General features: G+C 61.0%; 14 protein-coding genes. 6 read left to right on the top strand and 8 right to left on the bottom strand.

What is annotated here, in order from left to right:
* Nucleotides 1–28: 28 nt before the first annotated feature.
* Complete coding sequence (locus GTF44_RS06425; protein WP_171558374.1) at nucleotides 29–1264, top strand: hypothetical protein; 1236 nt, start codon at nucleotides 29–31, stop codon at nucleotides 1262–1264.
* Nucleotides 1265–1344: 80 nt separating this feature from the next.
* Here GTF44_RS06425 and GTF44_RS06430 read toward each other — a convergent pair whose 3' ends face one another.
* Complete coding sequence (locus tag GTF44_RS06430; RefSeq protein ID WP_171558375.1) at nucleotides 1345–1779, bottom strand: hypothetical protein; 435 nt, start codon at nucleotides 1777–1779, stop codon at nucleotides 1345–1347.
* Between the two features lie 231 nt (nucleotides 1780–2010).
* Between GTF44_RS06430 and GTF44_RS06435 the strand changes: the two genes are divergently transcribed.
* Nucleotides 2011–3459 (top strand): TrkH family potassium uptake protein, encoded by a 1449-nt coding sequence (locus GTF44_RS06435; protein ID WP_171558377.1) that lies wholly within the window; start codon nucleotides 2011–2013, stop codon nucleotides 3457–3459.
* A 36-nt stretch (nucleotides 3460–3495) separates the two neighbouring features.
* On the opposite strand, the gene GTF44_RS06440 is transcribed toward GTF44_RS06435, so the two are convergent.
* Both GTF44_RS06440 and GTF44_RS06445 read right to left on the bottom strand, forming a co-directional pair.
* Nucleotides 3496–4689, bottom strand: a complete 1194-nt coding sequence (locus tag GTF44_RS06440; RefSeq protein WP_171558379.1) for an NAD(P)/FAD-dependent oxidoreductase — start codon at nucleotides 4687–4689, stop codon at nucleotides 3496–3498.
* A gap of 80 nt (nucleotides 4690–4769) precedes the next feature.
* Complete coding sequence (locus GTF44_RS06445; protein ID WP_145210227.1) at nucleotides 4770–5399, bottom strand: DnaJ domain-containing protein; 630 nt, start codon at nucleotides 5397–5399, stop codon at nucleotides 4770–4772.
* A 76-nt stretch (nucleotides 5400–5475) separates the two neighbouring features.
* On the opposite strand from GTF44_RS06445, the gene GTF44_RS06450 reads away from it, so the two are divergent.
* A complete protein-coding gene (locus GTF44_RS06450) occupies nucleotides 5476–5733 on the top strand; it encodes a BolA family transcriptional regulator (RefSeq protein ID WP_145210224.1) in 258 nt (85 codons plus the stop codon).
* Here GTF44_RS06450 and GTF44_RS06455 read toward each other — a convergent pair.
* Nucleotides 5730–6113 carry a DUF4177 domain-containing protein gene (locus GTF44_RS06455; RefSeq protein WP_171558381.1) on the bottom strand — a complete coding sequence of 128 codons (384 nt, stop codon included), beginning with the start codon at nucleotides 6111–6113 and terminating at the stop codon, nucleotides 5730–5732. The genes GTF44_RS06450 and GTF44_RS06455 overlap by 4 nt on opposite strands.
* An 85-nt stretch (nucleotides 6114–6198) precedes the next feature.
* A complete protein-coding gene (gene gatB / locus GTF44_RS06460) occupies nucleotides 6199–7710 on the bottom strand; it encodes an Asp-tRNA(Asn)/Glu-tRNA(Gln) amidotransferase subunit GatB (protein WP_171558659.1) in 1512 nt (503 codons plus the stop codon).
* Nucleotides 7711–8076: 366 nt separating this feature from the next.
* On the opposite strand from gatB, the gene GTF44_RS06465 reads away from it, so the two are divergent.
* Together GTF44_RS06465 and GTF44_RS06470 are read left to right on the top strand one after the other, a co-directional pair.
* Nucleotides 8077–8661, top strand: coding sequence for a transglycosylase SLT domain-containing protein (locus GTF44_RS06465; RefSeq protein ID WP_171558383.1), 585 nt, complete (start codon nucleotides 8077–8079; stop codon nucleotides 8659–8661).
* A gap of 105 nt (nucleotides 8662–8766) precedes the next feature.
* Nucleotides 8767–9552: a transglycosylase SLT domain-containing protein gene (locus GTF44_RS06470; protein ID WP_216364875.1), complete on the top strand. Its 786-nt coding sequence runs from the start codon at nucleotides 8767–8769 to the stop codon at nucleotides 9550–9552.
* On the opposite strand, the gene GTF44_RS06475 is transcribed toward GTF44_RS06470, so the two are convergent.
* Both GTF44_RS06475 and GTF44_RS06480 read right to left on the bottom strand, forming a co-directional pair.
* Complete coding sequence (locus GTF44_RS06475) at nucleotides 9549–9959, bottom strand: hypothetical protein (protein WP_171558384.1); 411 nt, start codon at nucleotides 9957–9959, stop codon at nucleotides 9549–9551. The genes GTF44_RS06470 and GTF44_RS06475 overlap by 4 nt on opposite strands.
* The gene (locus GTF44_RS06480; protein WP_171558386.1) at nucleotides 9949–10887 is read right to left on the bottom strand and encodes a lysophospholipid acyltransferase family protein; all 939 of its coding nucleotides are present in this window, start codon (nucleotides 10885–10887) and stop codon (nucleotides 9949–9951) included. The genes GTF44_RS06475 and GTF44_RS06480 overlap by 11 nt, the downstream gene beginning before the upstream one ends.
* A 126-nt stretch (nucleotides 10888–11013) precedes the next feature.
* On the opposite strand from GTF44_RS06480, the gene GTF44_RS06485 reads away from it, so the two are divergent.
* Entirely contained in the window at nucleotides 11014–11751 is a 738-nt protein-coding gene (locus GTF44_RS06485) for a heparan-alpha-glucosaminide N-acetyltransferase (protein WP_171558388.1), read from the top strand.
* Here the strand turns inward: GTF44_RS06485 and pepN are convergent.
* Nucleotides 11748–14348, bottom strand: a complete 2601-nt coding sequence (gene pepN / locus GTF44_RS06490) for an aminopeptidase N (RefSeq protein WP_171558389.1) — start codon at nucleotides 14346–14348, stop codon at nucleotides 11748–11750. The two genes, GTF44_RS06485 and pepN, sit on opposite strands and share 4 nt — an antisense overlap.
* Nucleotides 14349–14401: the final 53 nt, after the last annotated feature.

Below are 14401 nucleotides of genomic sequence, written 5' to 3' on the forward strand. Positions count from 1 at the left end.
ATAGGCGTGTCCGTGCTAGGCTGCACGGATGACGCATGTGCCGAACTATTTGGATCAGTATTGGCCGATCACCCAGGATTTCGGGGTCATCGACGCGCCGATCAACGACGTGACCGCTGCCTATATGAGCTGGTGGTCGCTGACCGGCAAACCCGCGACACGCCAGGATGTTCCGGGAGGGCTCGGCGCGGCTTTGGAGGCGTTGTTCCCGCTCAACAAGCGGCTAGACCGCAGGATTTTGGTGCCTTGCGCTGGCAATCGCACGGCATTTTTTCAGAACGGGTTTGATGGCTCCGCACCAGCGATGACGATGCGCTCGCTGGCGCGCAAGCTGCGCGTTCGGGCGTATAGAATTTGCCGCAAGTCCGGGCAATTCACTGCGCCTGAAACCGTGTTGGAGATTTATGCGCCGAAACAACTTGGCGGGGATGACACAGGGTTCCGGCGGAGTCTTCGGGCCTGGAAAGAGGAGGGCGTGTGGCATTTTGCCGAGCGCGGGACGCCTCTTCGTTTCGAAGCGGCAGAGCAGCCGGAGGCGGGGTTCGACCCGGATATGTTAGGGCGTTACTTGGCGCATCTTGGGCTAGACGCCCTGTCGGATGCGTTCTTCGATGGCTCAACAGACACAGCCGCGCAGCTGTTCCAAACCAACACCACCCGTGCCGATACGCCGGGTTATTCGATGCTCGACGTCCTGAGTGGCGCGCCCTGGGCCGGGAGCGCCAAAAAATACATGCTTAGCGGTGCGCGGTGGTTAGCTGCCGCGGCCAAACCCGACCGGATCGGTGATGGGGCCATTATCCCTATCGGTGATCCCGGTACGGAAGCTGCGCCGCCCACCGCGGCCATTGCCCACCGGATCGGTGATTGGTCCGTTATCCGCATCGGTGATGCCCGATCGGATCGGGGTGAAGCTGCCATTGCCGCCGCCGCGACCAAACCCGCCCGGATCGGTGATCGGGCCGTTGTCGGCATCGGTCAGCCCGGTTCTGGAGGAGCGCAATCCTCCGCGTCCGACGCCGCCCGGATCAGTGATCGGGCCATTATCTCGATCTGTAACGCCGGTGCCAATCGTGGCTGGCACAACGACACAGCCGCTCAACCCAAGGCCGACCGAACCGATGCCAAACCCCTGCAGGATGCGGCGTCTGCTGAGGCCGCGCCGTGTTTCAATCTGATCATCGTCCAAGCTGGTCAGCTTGGGAGTTTTGTCTTCTTTGCCGTCTTTCATAGTCCCACCTCTGGCTATTGCTGCCGAAGCTGAGGCCAACCGGGTCGCCGTCCCTCGTCAGAACACAAAAAGGGACGGGTCGGGTGCGACCGCAGATGTGCCTCTGTCGTCGCTCACCCGCGGCCGTTGCCGCCCGGATCAGAGCAATTGCCGCCGTCCGCATCAGTGATGCCGCTGGCGGCGTTGCGCGGGTTGCCACGGCCCGCGCCGCCCGGATCGGTCCAGGAGCCGTTGTCGCGATCAGTATAGCCTGCACGCTGTTGACGGCCATCGCCGCGGCCATTGCCGCCCGGATCGCGCCAGGTGCCATTGTCTTGGTCTGTCACGCCAGAACCATAGGCGCGGCAGTAGCCGCGGCCACGACCGCCAGGATCAGTGATCGCGCCATTATCGTTATCCGTGCCCGCCTCGGCAGTTCCTGCGCTGACACCAACGATCGTCGCGCCAAGCGCCGCAGTTCCAGCACCACGCATCATGCCGCGTCGGCTGACGGAGGTGATAATATCGCTATCGGAAAGGGATGGTTTCTTGTCGTCTTTATCGCTCATAATACACTCCCAATGGCGAAAGGCAGCACAGATATCTGCCGGCTATGATGAGTTGCGGGCGGACATCCCGCCAAAAAAAGAACAAAAATATACTGACTTAGCGGCAGGCTAGCTTGCTTGCCCTATCAACTCAATAGGAATAGCGGGAATGGTGCCATGTTTTCACGCTGCGGTTGCATCGCCTCTGGTCCTGCTTGACAGGCCAGCGTCGGCGCGCCAACGCTCGGCCTCATGTTTGACCTGCGCCCTGTCGGCTACGTTCTGGGACTTTTGGTGTCGGTGCTGGGCGCAACGATGTTGCTGCCCATGGTGGTGGACCTTTATCTGCAAAATGGTCACTGGTTGATCTTCGCGGAAAGCGCGTTGGTGACCATGGTGATCGGCGGATTGCTAACGCTGGCCTGCGCCAATGCGGTGACCAAGGGCTTGAGCTTGCAGCAGACCTTTGTGCTGACCACTGGTGTCTGGCTGGTCTTGCCGATTTTTGGCGCGCTACCTTTCGTCTTCGGGGCCACGGAAGCACAATATGTCGATGCGTTTTTTGAGGCGATGTCGGGGTTAACGACGACCGGCTCGACCGTGTTCACCGGGTTGGACGCTTTGCCCGAGGGTCTTTTGCTCTGGCGCGGTCTTCTGCAATGGTTTGGCGGTATCGGGATCATCGTTGTTGCGATGGTGTTTCTGCCTGAGCTTCGTGTCGGCGGGATGCAAATCTTCCGCTCGGAAGGCTTTGATACCTTTGGGAAGATCCTACCTCGTGCAACGGAGATCGCCAGTCGGATTTCGGTCATCTATATCGCGCTCACCCTGGCCTGCGCGGGGGCATATTCCGTTCTGGGCATGGGGGTCTTCGACGCCATCGTTCATGCGATGACGACGGTGGCCACCGGCGGATTTGCCAATTCGGACACATCCTTTGCCGATGTCGCGCCGGGCGTCGAATATGCGGCGGTCATCTTTATGCTGCTCGCGGCGCTCCCCTTCGTGCGCTATGTGCAATTGATCGCTGGATCGGCCCGCCCATTCTGGCAAGACAGTCAGATTCGGGCGTTTTTTGCCACGGTGGCCATCCTCACCGCCGTTATGGGCACATGGCTTGTGATGGGCGAAGGGCAGGCGCAGGAGATTGCCCTGCGCAAAGCCCTTTTCAACACAGTCTCCATCGTGACAGGCACGGGATATGCCAGCGCGGATTATATGCAATGGGGCGCCTTTGCTGTCGTGCTGTTCTTCTTCGCTGGCTTGATCGGTGGTTGTGCGGGCTCGACCTCCTGCTCGATCAAAGTCTTCCGTTATCAGTTGCTGATGACGTCCATCTCGACCCAGGTGCGGCGGCTCTATGCGCCGCATGGTGTTTTTGAGCCGCGATATCAGGGGCGCCCGGTGGCCGAAGATGTCCTGAATTCGGTCATGGCGTTTTTCGTCCTGTTCTTTGTGACATTGGGCGTGGTGGCGATTCTGCTTGGGTTGACCGGGCTTGATTTCATTACTGCGATCTCTGGTGCGGCCACTGCGCTGGGCAATATCGGCCCGGGTCTTGGCCCGGTGATCGGCCCGGCAGGCACCTTTGCCGAGCTGAATGACACCGCGAAATGGGTTCTCTCCGCCGCGATGCTGATTGGGCGTCTGGAGCTGATGGCGGTTTTTGTGTTGTTCACTGCTGCGTTTTGGCGCGGGTGAGCCCTGGACCTCGCAAGAGGTTTGGCCGGAAAACGGCTACTGCTTGGCGGTGATCGCACGCCCCGCCGCGACGCCGGATGACCATGCCCATTGGAAGTTGTACCCCCCAAGCCAACCGGTCACGTCCATCACTTCACCGATAAGGTAAAGGCCAGGGATGCGAGAGGATTCCATGGTTTTGGAGCTGACCTGATCCGTTGCGACGCCGCCAAGGGTCACCTCAGCCGTGCGATATCCTTCCGACGAAGTCGGCGTCAGGTCCCATTGGGTTAAGGCCTTTGCGAGGGTCTGCAGGGCGGTGTCCGACATATCGGCCAGATTGCCACCGAGACCCCACTCCGTTGTCAGATGCCGCGCCAGTTTCTGCGGCAGCAGTTCGGCCAAACAGGTGCCAATTGCTTTGCCGCCCGCCGTCGCGCGGCGCGCCCGCAGATGGGCAAATAGGTCCTGGTCCGGCAAAAGATGGACCGATAGCCTGTCGCCCTCGCGCCAGTAGGACGAGATTTGCAGGATCGCCGGGCCGGATAGCCCGCGATGCGTGAAGAGCATCGCCTCCTCGAAAGCGGTGCCGTTGCAGCTAATCCGGGTGTTGACCGCCGTGCCGGAGAGCGCCGCGAACTCCGTCTTGGCTGGGTCATTGAAGGTGAGCGGCACCAGGGCCGGGCGGGTTTCCGTCAGCCGGTGGCCGAATTGCTCGGCGATTTGGTACCCAAGACTGCTGGCCCCCATTTTCGGGATCGATTTGCCGCCGGTGGCAATCACGAGATTTTCTGCGGTCACGGTGATCGGCCTACCGTCCCGGACCAACGACACCCGAAACGCGATCCCGTCATGGGCGACCTCGCCCACAGAGGTCTGCAGCCAAAGCTCGGCAGGCTGCATTTCCGCCAGGAGCATCTGGATGATGTCCTTGGCCGATCGGTCGCAGAAGAGCTGCCCCAGGGTTTTCTCATGCCAAGGGATTTGGTGCCGCCCAACGAGATCAAGGAAATCCCATTGCGTATACCGGCTCAGCGCTGACTTGGCGAAATGTGGGTTCTCCGACAGAAAATTCTCTGCCGCGCAGCCCATATTTGTGAAGTTACACCGGCCGCCACCCGAGATGCGGATCTTCTCGCCTGGCGCCTTGGCGTGATCGATAACCAATGTGTCCGGGCCTGCATATGTCGCGCATAAAAGCCCGGCAGCGCCTGCTCCTAAGATAAGTGTTTTGACGTGTTTCGCGCTCATTGCATGGTCATGTCTTGCAGCAACGGTCGACGTCTCCGGCGAGGGGTATGAAGCAAAGATACAGCGAGCGCGACGTGCCGTTAGTCTTTGAAATTCCGGCTTTCTTTGATCTGGTCCCAGGCCCAGACGACCTCTTGCAACCGGTCTTCGTCGGTCCGATCACCGCCATTCATATCGGGGTGCAAGATTTTGATCAGGGCTTTGTAGCTCTTGCGGATCTCCGCCTTGGCCCAATGGTCCTTGGCCTCAAGAATATCGAGGGCCCGACGCTCCGTCGGCGGAAGCTTTCGTGTCCCGGTGATCGATTTGCCGCGGTTTTGCGTCGCGTTGCCGCCCAGAACCTGATGCGCATCATCGATACCAAGCCGCGCCCATGCCCGTTCTTCGGCCGATTGCTTGAACGGCTTTGTGGGCCGATCCCACACGCGATCCCGGTCAAGCTGCGCTTCCATCTCGGCCTCGGTCGTGCCGTCAAAGAAGTTCCACTTCAGATTGTATTCCCGCACATGTTCCCGGCAGAACCACAAGAAATCGTCCAACACATCGGGCGATTTCGGCGCGCGATATTGCCCCGGTTCTTCACAGCCCGGATGTTCGCAAACCCGCTGCGACGTCTCAAACGCGCCAGACATACCCCGACGGCCGCCCCGACGTTTCTTTTTGTCGGTCGAGACGCGGAGGTCGAAATTGAACGGGTCTTTGTCGGTCATCGGAAGTGCCTTTTCGACTCGGAGCAGCCAGTTTAGAGTTTTGGTCGGTGAGGTGAAGAGGGAGCAGGCGAAAATAATGACGCGAACCGAGAAAATCCAGTCACGGCTGAGCGAGGCGTTTGATCCTGTCCTGCTTGAAGTGGTTGATGACAGCGAAAGCCATCGCGGTCATGCCGGGTATCAGGAAGGCGGAGAGAGCCATTTTAATGTGGCTATTCAAAGCGATGCCTTCAAAGGTCTGAGCCGGATCGCGAAACACCGCGCGGTGCATGACGCCTTGGGCAAGGAGCTCATGGCAGAGATTCACGCACTGTCGCTGGATATCCGCAGCTAGCCCCTGTCGGTCGTGACGGTCTCTTCCTCGACGGCCTCACGCGTGTCGAGGTTTGGGGCGCTGTCTTCTTCTATAAGATCGGTTGGCTCCGGCTCGGGCTGCGCTTCGATCAGCACCGGTTCCGGCGCGGGCTCAGCGACTTCGTCCTCAAGGGGTTTACGGAAAACCAGGACATTGCGATAGACGGTCTGACTGCTGGTCAGGCCCGCGCGCTCGGTCACGGGCAGGGTGTCGGCGCGGACATACTCCCACCCATCTGCGCCGACCTCGTTCATCAGGGTTTCAAGGGTATGCGCGAACCGGTCGGCATTGGCCTTTATCCCCTTGGTCTTCAAGCTTTTATCTGGCGCAGGAACCACTTTGTATTCATATCGGATCATAATGCCCTCAAATCAGTTTTGGGCTGGCCTCAAATTGACCAGTTAGCAACGTGCACGAGCGCTCGCGTCCTGCTTGGCCAAGCTTTCAAAGTCCAAGCTTGCCGGACACGATCTCATTCACGGCCTTCGGGTTGGCCTTGCCACCCGTCGCTTTCATCACCTGGCCGACGAACCAGCCCGCGAGTTTCGGGTTCTGTTTCGCCTTCTCAACCTGGTCGGGGTTGGCGGCGATGATCTCATCCACGGCGGCCTCGATGGCACCGGTGTCGGTGACCTGCTTCATGCCGCGCGCCTCGACGATCTCTGCCGGGTCGCCGCCTTCGGTATAGACGATCTCGAAAAGGTCCTTGGCGATTTTGCCGGAGATATCGCCGGACTGGATTAGTTTGATGATGCCTGAGAGCTGGGTGGGCGTGACCGGCGTTTCCGTGATGTCGTGGTCTTCTTTCTTCAGGCGCCCGAAGAGTTCGTTGATCACCCAGTTGGCGGCGAGTTTGCCATCGGTTTCCGAGGCGACGGCTTCGAAATAGGCCGCTGAGTCCGTATCGGCGGTAAGCACCGAAGCGTCATAATCCGATAGGCCGAAATCGCCGATGAAGCGGGCCTTCTTTGCATCGGGCAATTCGGGCAGCGTATCGGCGATACCTTCGACCCAGGCCTGTTCGATCTCCAGCGGCAGGAGGTCGGGGCAGGGGAAATAGCGGTAATCATGCGCCTCTTCCTTGGAGCGCATGGAACGGGTTTCGCCTTTGTCGGGGTCATAGAGGCGCGTTTCCTGATCGATCTCGCCGCCTGCTTCCAGAATGCCGATCTGGCGTTTGGCCTCGAAATCAATGGCTTGCTGTATGAACCGCAGGGAGTTCATGTTCTTAATCTCGCAGCGCGTGCCCAGATGGCTGAAATCCTGGGTCGCTTGATATTTCTCGTACTGGCCGGGCGGGCAGACGGAGACGTTGACGTCGGCGCGCAGGTTGCCGTTCTGCATATTGCCGTCGCAGGTGCCGAGATAGCGCAGGATCTGGCGCAGTTTGGTGACGTAAGCCGCGGCCTCTTCGGGGCCTCGGAGATCGGGGCGGGAGACGATCTCCATCAGGGCCACACCGGTGCGGTTGAGATCGACGAAGGACATGGCGGGGTCCATGTCGTGGATCGATTTGCCCGCGTCTTGCTCCAGGTGGATGCGTTCGATGCGCACGAGGCGCGCGGTGCCGTCGCCCATCTCGACCAGCACTTCGCCTTCGCCGACTATCGGGTGGTAAAGCTGGCTGATCTGATAGCCCTGGGGCAGGTCGGGGTAGAAATAGTTCTTCCGGTCGAAGGCGGAACGCAGGTGAATCTCGGCCTTCAAGCCCAGACCGGTGCGGACGGCCTGTTCGACGCAGAATTCATTGATCACTGGCAGCATGCCCGGCATGCCCGCGTCGACGAAGGCGACGTTGGAGTTGGGCTCCGCGCCGAAAGTTGTGGACGCGCCGGAGAAGAGCTTGGCGTTCGACGAGACCTGGGCATGCACTTCCATCCCAATCACCAGTTCCCAGTCCTGCTTGGCGCCGGGGATCACTTTGGGTTTCGGGGTCTCGTAGGTCAGGTCGAGCATGGGGGCCTCCGCATCGGTCGGAGCGGGTTTAAGCGAGCCGGGCGAGACGGGCAAGGGGCGGTTGGATGTGTTGGCCTCGCGGCGATAGATCACGGTCAGGTCTTTGAGCGCCACGCGCCGACGGTTGTTGGTCATTTGCAAGGGTCAGTCTAGAGTTTTCGGACAGTCGATGATCAAGACAAATGAGGTCCGCTGGTCTGGTCCATAATTAAGGGTGAGATGTGCCAGAGCCGACCGGCGGAACCGAGCGCGTTCTGCCCTTATCCCGGCGGATATCGGCCCAAATCTGCGCAGCCCCTTGTGCCACTCCGCCCGACCGGGCAGATTAGTTGGCCTGCTCATTGTTTCCGTTTGAGGTCCAATCTAATGCGTGTCTTTGCCATGGTTTTGCTGGCCTGTTTCGGCCTGTCGGGCTGCGTGTCGGCCACGCCGGATGTTTCAACAACCGATATGCCGCCCCCGATGCGGTGGGACTTCCGACCGGAGGGACGATTGTGGACCGATGCGTCGCTGCAAATGCTGGCCACAGACGCGGCTGTTTTGACAGAAACCGTACCGGGCGACATCCAATCCTGGTGCCCCGCTTACCCAGAGGCCAGCGTGCAGGAGCGCGCGGCGTTTTGGACTGGACTTTTGTCCGCTTTGGCCAAGCATGAAAGCACGTGGCGGCCTGAAGCGGTGGGCGGTGGGGGCCGTTGGTTTGGCCTGGTTCAGATCGCGCCGGCGACCGCGCGCGGCTATGGCTGCGGCGCGGGCAGTGGAACTGCGCTGCAAGATGGCGAGGCCAATTTGCAATGTGCCCTGCGCATCTGGTCGACGACCGTGCCGCGCGACGGTGTGATCTCCGCTGGCGGCGGTGGTGTCGCCGCGGATTGGGGTCCGATGGTCATGCGCAACAAGCGCGAGGAAATGCGCGCTTGGGTGTCGCAGCAAAGCTACTGCCAGGAGTAATCCACAGCCCTGTGGATTGTTTCCCGAATCGGGCAACTCACGGGCTTGCGCAATGGTTAACGCATCGTCACCCTGAGGTCCGTGTTATCTGGAGGGGGCCAGGTTATGCGCTTACGCGACACTTGCTATGTTCTTGTTTTCGGCTTGTTGCCAGGGATGGCGGCGGCTCAGGCCGGGCCAACTGTGACGGTTGGTGCGATGACTTTGACGCCGCAATCCGAGTTTCTTGAACCGATCGAGCCCGAGACCCAAGCGCCGCGGGTGAGCCTGCGGCCGCTATCGCGACCGGAATGGGCGATGCCCGATATGATGTGGGATGGCCACCCGCGTGGTGCACGATGGAGTCTTGCCGTCATGGGCGCGCTCAGAGGGCATGGCGCCGGTCTTATGGATGTGGTGCCCGAAGATATCGAGGCTTGGTGCCCGGCCTATGAAGCGGCGGATCGGGCGCAGCGCGCGGCCTTTTGGGCCGGGCTTACGTCGACGCTGGCGTTTCATGAAAGCACCCATCGGCCGCGAGCGGTCGGCGGCGGCGGGCGCTGGTTCGGCCTGGTGCAGATCGCGCCCGGCACGGCGCGCTGGCGCAATTGCGAGGTGCGGTCGGGCCAGGCGCTGCTGGATGGCGCAGCCAATCTGCGGTGCGGCATTCGGATCATGGCCATCACTGTGCCGCGCGACGGGGTGGTCTCAGAAGGGATGCGCGGTGTAGCTGCCGATTGGGGGCCATTTCATTCGCGGCGGAAGCGCGAAGAGATGCGGAATTGGGTGCGTCAGCAAGATTATTGCCGTCCACCCACACGGCCGCAAATCCGACCGGTCGGGCTGGTGCCAGAGCCGGTTTTGCCGGTGCCGCGACCTGAACCTTTCGCGGGTCTTGCAGAAGCGGGTTAACCCTCGCGCACGGGGACCCCGCGATTGGTGGCTTCACGGATCAACACGGTCGGGTCGGGCACAGCCATGTGATGCAGCTTCACCTCGGTCCCATCGGTCATCACGATGGTGCATCGCGTCGGGCCATCCCCGTCATAGACACGCAGATGCGCGATCGATCGCGCGGGCAGGCTGCGGTCGCGCGGACCTTCAAAAATATGCCAACACTCGGGGGATAAATGCAGCCCATAAACCGGGGTTACAACGATTTGCCAGAAGCAGACGCAAAGCGCGGGGATCAGCAACAACAGCACCAATCCCGGCACGGACTGCCATAGAAAAGCGGTCAATAATACCAGGACTCCAAAGGCCGTGGCACTCAAGGCAAGATTGCCCGGACGGGCACGATATTCAAAGTCACTGGTCATGGCCGTTGCATAAGAAAGTATTGAGCCTGCAATGTGGCGTGTCTGGGGAAAGCTTAGGCCCAACCTTGGCCAAAGATGGGCGGCTGGCCCGCAGCAGAGAAAACCCGTGAGTCCGCTCGCGTCCGCCCAACGCCAGGGTTCGGGCGCGCAGCATTTCGATCGCAGATGGGCCATCGGCAGGTAAGGCACTGGGCGCGATGGCCGCGCCTATATTGATGCGGAACGGTTGGCGGGCCTTATTCAGCGTTTCATAAAAGAGCGTGATGTCGCGCAAGCTGGGGTGCAGCGCATCGAAGGCGTAAAACAGGGCGGAGTTGCGGGCGCAGATATGAACCGGGATCACCGGAAGCTCGAATCTCCGGGCGATCATTGCCGCCGAACCCATCCACGGGCGCTCCTCTAGCCGCAGACCGTGGCGTTTGGCGAGCCGCCCCGATGGGAAGATCACACCGATCCGCCCCGCGTCCAGCGCGCGATGCAGCCCGTGCATCGTCGCGCGGGTTTTGGCATAGCACCGTTTCTCAGTACGCCATTCCACCGGGAGGATGAGATCGGCCATCTGTGGTAAGACGCGCAGGATATCCGCATTTGCCATGATGAAGCTGTCATTGCGGCGCCGGGCGATGAGATGGTGCAGGATAATCCCATCGGCAATCCCGGTCGGGTGGTTCGCGACGATCAGAGCGGGCCCCTCCGTCGGGATATGGGCGAGGCCCCGAACTGTGACATCTTGCGCGATCAGACCGGCCAAACGAGCCATGATCTCTGGCATCGGCAAGGGGCTAAGTGTCTCGCCCAAATCCAAGGTACGATTGTAGGCCAAAAGCATGTTCAGCAACGCGCGCACGTGCCGCGTCCCGGGCCTGTCGGAGAACAACCAGGGTGCCCGTTCGGCAATCAAAGGATCGGTGCGAGCCGCGATGGTCATAAGGCGCAAAAACACCCTTTGTATGACGCGGCCATGACGATAGAGCCCCGTGAGCGGCGATCAGCGGATATAGGGTGGCGGATCGTTGACGGGCCGCTAGGGTAGGGCGCGCAAGAGCGAGATGAGATGAGAGCACAATCAGAAATCAGCGTTCCAGGCCGGATCGTGGCCTTGGATTTGGCCCGCACGGCGGCGCTCGCCGGCATGGTGATCTATCATTTCATCTTCGATCTGGCGCTGTTCGGCTATGTGCCGCCAGAAACGGCCGTCACCGGTGGCTGGGCGCTGTTTGCCAAGCTGGTTGCGGGCAGCTTTCTGTTCCTGGCGGGGGTAAGCCTATGGTTGGCGCATGGGCGCGGCATCCGCTGGCCTGCGTTCTGGCGGCGGATTGCGATGGTTGGCGGCGCGGCGGCATTGATCTCTGTGGCGACCTATGTGGTTATGCCGCAGAGTTTTGTTTTCTTTGGCATTTTGCATTCCATCGCGCTGTGCAGTGTGATCGGGTTGGCGTTTCTGCGGCTGCCGGTTTTGGTCACTCTAGCGGTGGCAATGGGCGTGTTTTTCCTGCCGCAATATGCGCGGTTCGAGATGTTCAATGCGCCCTGGTTCTATTGGACCGGGCTGGGCACGAGTTGGCCGCCGACAATTGACTATGAGCCGGTGTTTCCGTGGCTGGCGCCGTTTCTGGCGGGCCTGGCGCTGACGCGGTTTGTCGATCTTTCCGGGTGGATGCCGCGCCCGCATGTGCCGGGGCACACCGCCCGGCTCTTGGCGTGGCCGGGGCGGCATTCGCTGATCTTGTACCTGGTCCACCAGCCGGTGCTGATCTCTGGGCTGTGGCTAGTGACCCAGGTGATCCGCTAGCCGCGCATCCGTGCGACCATTTCCGAGAGATCGGGGCTGAGGCCTTCAGTGTCGGCGATCCGCGCGAGTTGGCCCTGGATCAGGGCCTGCCGATCGGCGTCATAGCGGCGCCAAGTCTCAAAGGCGGTGGACATCCGCGCGGCGGTTTGCGGGTTGAGGTGATCGAGCCGGATGAGCCAGTCGGCCAGGAAGGCATAGCCCGCGCCGGAGGGGTCATGGAACCCCGCCGGGTTGCCGGCGGCCAGACCACTGACCAAAGCGCGGAACCGGTTGGGGTTCTTCCAGTCAAAAAGCGGATGCGCGGTGAGGGTTTCGGCGATGGCCACGGCCTGATCCGGCGCGGCGAGGCTCACTTGCAGGGTGAACCATTTGTCCATCACCAGCCGGTCATCCTGCCATTGATCATGGAACCGCGTGGCAATCTCGGCGTGGCCAAGCTCCAATAGGCTGGCGAACCCGGCCAGTTGATCGGTCATGTTGCTGGCCGCATCGTAATGGGCCTTTGCGCGCGCCCCGCCATCCAGATGCGCGGTGAGCGCCAGGGCCGTGTTGCGGAGCGCGCGTTTGCCCGCTTGGCTGGCCTCGGGGCTGTAGCTGGGGCCGGGGTCCATTTCGGCGTAAAGGGTATCGAGCACTGGCTGTAGATGCGACCCAATCGCCTGGCGCAGGGTCTTGCGCGTGCTGTGGATCGCCAGCGGGTCTGGCACGATCCCGGCATCGACAGCGCCTTGCGCAAGGTCATCCTCTGAGGGAAGGGCCAAAGCCAATGCCCGGAAATCGGGATCGAGGCTGTCATCGCTGGCCACGCGCGCCAACCCATCCAGGAAGACCGGCTGTGGCCTTGCACCGTCGGCCAACATGCCCAAAAGCGTCTCGCGCGCCAGGCTGCGCCCGGCCTCCCACCGGTTGAACGGGTCGGTGTCGAACGCCAAAAGCAGCGCGCGATCCTCGAAACTTGGCTGATGATCCAAAATCACCGGCGCGGAGAACCCCCGCAGGATCGACGGGATGGGGCAGGCGCCGAGCCCGTCGATCACAATCTCGGCCTCCGCTTCGGCCAGTTCGATCACCTGGGTCGAGTGTGTTTCCGTGCCATCGGGCGCCAAAAGGCCAAATGCAACCGGGATCACCGCCGGAGCCTTCTCCGGTTGGTCCGGCGTGGGCGCCACCTTCTGCCGAAGGTGGAGCGTATAGGTGCCGTCTTTAAATCGGTCGCTGACATGGACGCGGGGCGTGCCCGCTTGGGTGTACCAGCGTTTGAACTGGCCGAGATCGCGGCCCGTGGCGTCTTGGAACACCTTGAGCCAATCCTCGATGGTGCAGGCTTGGCCGTCATGCCGCTCAAAATAGAGGTTCAGCGCGGCATCATAGGCCTCCGCCCCGACGAGGAGGCGCAGCATGCGGATCACCTCCGCGCCTTTCTCATAAACGGTCGCGGTGTAGAAGTTGTTGATTTCGATATAGCTTTCCGGGCGGACATTATGGGCCAGGGGTCCAGCATCTTCGCGGAATTGCCGCGCGCGCAGCGTCAAGACGTCTTCGATCCGCTTCACGGGAGCTGAGCGCATATCGGCGGTGAATTGTTGGTCGCGGAAGACGGTGAGGCCTTCTTTCAGGCAAAGTTGAAACCAATCTCGGCAGGTGATCCGGTTGCCGGTCCAGTTGTGGAAATATTCATGCGCGATGATCCGTTCGATGAAGTCGAAGTCGCGATCCGTGGCGGTTTCGGGTGAGGCCAGAACATATTTGGAGTTAAATATGTTTAAGCCTTTGTTCTCCATCGCGCCCATATTGAAGTCATCGACGGCAACGATGTTGAAAATGTCTAAGTCATAAGCGCGGCCATAGACCTTTTCATCCCAGATCATCGACCGTTTCAGCGCGTCCATCGCGTAATCGCAGCGGTCTTCATCGCCACGCCGGACCCAGATGTTGAGCGCGACGTCGCGGCCCTCCATCGTGGTGAATGTGTCCGAGACAGCGATCAGATCACCCGCGACCAGGGCGAAGAGATAGGCGGGTTTGGGCCAAGGGTCGTGCCACGTGGTGCTGGAAACCGCGCGGTTTCCAGCCGGATTTTTCGAAAAATCCGCATCACCCGGGTTGCCATTGGACAACATGATCGGGAGATCGCTTTCAATTGTGACGGTGAAGGGCGCCATGACGTCGGGCCGATCCGGGTAATAGGTGATTTTGCGGAAGCCCTCGGCCTCGCATTGCGTGCAATACATCCCGTTGGACATATAGAGCCCTTCGAGCGCGGTATTCGCCTCGGGCGCAATTTCCACCTCGGCCTCCCAGATGAAGGCCGGGCCGGGCAAATGGGCGGCAGGCACGGTTAGGCCAGTTTTGGTTTGAACATACTGGGTGGCATCGAGCGGCGTTCCGTCGATGGTCACCGAGATCACTTTCAGATCCTCGCCATCAAGGGTCAGGTCAGCCCCATCAACGCCGTCTGGGTTCGTGCGAAAGGCGATCCGGGCCCGCACGCGTGTCGCCTTGGGATCGAGACGAAAGGTCAACGCCACTTCATCGACCAGATGATTGGGCGGGCGATAGTCGGAAAGATGGATCGGTTGCGGGGCAGCGTCGGTCACGGGACGTCCTTGTTTGAGCGGTTTCGACGGACGGTAGGCCAGCGCCGGGGCGG

The organism is Roseobacter sp. HKCCD6576-2, assembly GCF_013179285.1.
Classification (GTDB): domain Bacteria; phylum Pseudomonadota; class Alphaproteobacteria; order Rhodobacterales; family Rhodobacteraceae; genus Rhodophyticola; species Rhodophyticola oceani.

Bases quoted from the DNA above. Each gene is read 5' to 3' on its own strand.
- GTF44_RS06425 (WP_171558374.1), top strand. From the start codon at position 29: ATGACGCATGTGCCGAACTATTTGGATCAGTATTGGCCGATCACCCAG.
- GTF44_RS06430 (WP_171558375.1), bottom strand. From the start codon at position 1,779: ATGAGCGATAAAGACGACAAGAAACCATCCCTTTCCGATAGCGATATT.
- GTF44_RS06435 (WP_171558377.1), top strand. From the start codon at position 2,011: ATGTTTGACCTGCGCCCTGTCGGCTACGTTCTGGGACTTTTGGTGTCG.
- GTF44_RS06440 (WP_171558379.1), bottom strand. From the start codon at position 4,689: ATGAGCGCGAAACACGTCAAAACACTTATCTTAGGAGCAGGCGCTGCC.
- GTF44_RS06445 (WP_145210227.1), bottom strand. From the start codon at position 5,399: ATGACCGACAAAGACCCGTTCAATTTCGACCTCCGCGTCTCGACCGAC.
- GTF44_RS06450 (WP_145210224.1), top strand. From the start codon at position 5,476: ATGACGCGAACCGAGAAAATCCAGTCACGGCTGAGCGAGGCGTTTGAT.
- GTF44_RS06455 (WP_171558381.1), bottom strand. From the start codon at position 6,113: ATGATCCGATATGAATACAAAGTGGTTCCTGCGCCAGATAAAAGCTTG.
- gatB (WP_171558659.1), bottom strand. From the start codon at position 7,710: ATGCTCGACCTGACCTACGAGACCCCGAAACCCAAAGTGATCCCCGGC.
- GTF44_RS06465 (WP_171558383.1), top strand. From the start codon at position 8,077: ATGCGTGTCTTTGCCATGGTTTTGCTGGCCTGTTTCGGCCTGTCGGGC.
- GTF44_RS06470 (WP_216364875.1), top strand. From the start codon at position 8,767: ATGCGCTTACGCGACACTTGCTATGTTCTTGTTTTCGGCTTGTTGCCA.
- GTF44_RS06475 (WP_171558384.1), bottom strand. From the start codon at position 9,959: ATGACCAGTGACTTTGAATATCGTGCCCGTCCGGGCAATCTTGCCTTG.
- GTF44_RS06480 (WP_171558386.1), bottom strand. From the start codon at position 10,887: ATGACCATCGCGGCTCGCACCGATCCTTTGATTGCCGAACGGGCACCC.
- GTF44_RS06485 (WP_171558388.1), top strand. From the start codon at position 11,014: ATGAGAGCACAATCAGAAATCAGCGTTCCAGGCCGGATCGTGGCCTTG.